Origin of the sequence: Rhodopirellula maiorica SM1 (genome assembly GCF_000346295.1) — a bacterium.
Taxonomy (GTDB): Bacteria; Planctomycetota; Planctomycetia; order Pirellulales; family Pirellulaceae; genus Novipirellula; species Novipirellula maiorica.
The window spans coordinates 1-1,153 of the sequence record NZ_ANOG01000123.1 but is presented as its reverse complement, the minus strand read 5'-3'; the positions used below and the strand labels follow the sequence as shown (position 1 = coordinate 1,153).

1 protein-coding gene is annotated in these 1,153 nt (G+C 56.1%); it reads left to right on the top strand.

Going from position 1 to position 1,153, the window contains the following annotated elements; genetic code table 11:
- Positions 1 to 52 precede the first annotated feature (52 nt).
- A complete protein-coding gene (locus RMSM_RS03590) occupies positions 53 to 1,051 on the top strand; it encodes a tetratricopeptide repeat protein (RefSeq protein WP_008691695.1) in 999 nt (332 codons plus the stop codon).
- The last annotated feature ends 102 nt before the right edge of the window (positions 1,052 to 1,153 follow it).

Below are 1,153 nucleotides of genomic sequence, written 5' to 3'. Positions count from 1 at the left end.
AAGAAACGCTCGAAGCTGCTGAGACGGGGTTGGTCGACTGGATGCCGAGTCCGTGGGGTGTACCAATTTGCGAGCGATGGCGCTGGTCAAATTGGGGCGAAAGATCGAAGCCGAGGAAGCGATCGGCGCGGCGCTCAAAAAGGCTCCTGAGGACGAGTACGCGCATGCCAATATGGGATGGACGCTGCTCGAGCAGAACGAACCCGACAAGGCGATGGAGCATTTCCGCGAGGCGTTGCGTTTGAATCCCGAGATGGATTGGGCTCGAGCAGGAATCATCGAGGCGATGAAGTCTCGCTATTTCCTCTATCGGATCATGTTGAACTGGTTTTTGTGGATGCAGAAACTGCAACAAAAAGCCCAGTGGGGCGTGATCATTGGCGCTTACATCGGATTCCGCTTGTTGTCGGGGTTCGCGGATGATCACCCCGAGTGGTCGCCATGGCTGCAACCGCTATTGATCGCCTACATCGCGTTTGCGTTGATGACGTGGGTGGCCAGTCCGCTGTTTAATCTCGTTTTGCGGACGAGCAAATTTGGTCGTTTGGCATTGTCCGAGCATCAGATCCGCAGTTCCACGTGGGTCGGCGTCTGTGTGCTGAGCGGCATTGTGCTGGTCGCCGGTTATTTTGTCACCGGTTCAGCTCCGCTGCTGGGATGCGCATTGGCATCGATGCTTTTGATTCCGCCGCTGGGACAAATCTATAGTTGCCAAGAGGGATGGCCGCGTGCGACATTGTCGCTGATCACGATCGCGTTGGGGTTCTTGGCCGTCATCGTCGTTGCGAGTTCGTTTGGCAGCTATTTCATCGACGGAAATCTCAGTCGAGGATTGCGAGGAATCGCAGGACTGTTTTTCACACCGCTGCTGTACGGATCGATCGCGGCTCAATTTTTGACCAATGCCTTGGTATCGGTTTCGCCCAAACGCGGAACGGACACCGGAAAGATGGTTTGGATCATCGGGGGATCGGTGCTGGCGGTGGCCGCGCTTGCCATCGTGGCGTTTATCGCTCTGGTAATCGTGGTCGGAGTGCAAGACGCCAGTTAAGCCACCGTGGCGGGGAACAGCAAGTTACGCCAATGGAGGACAACAGTGACGCGGCCGTTTGCAATTTTGTTATTGCGCCGACCGTTGGGCGGTGATCAGGAT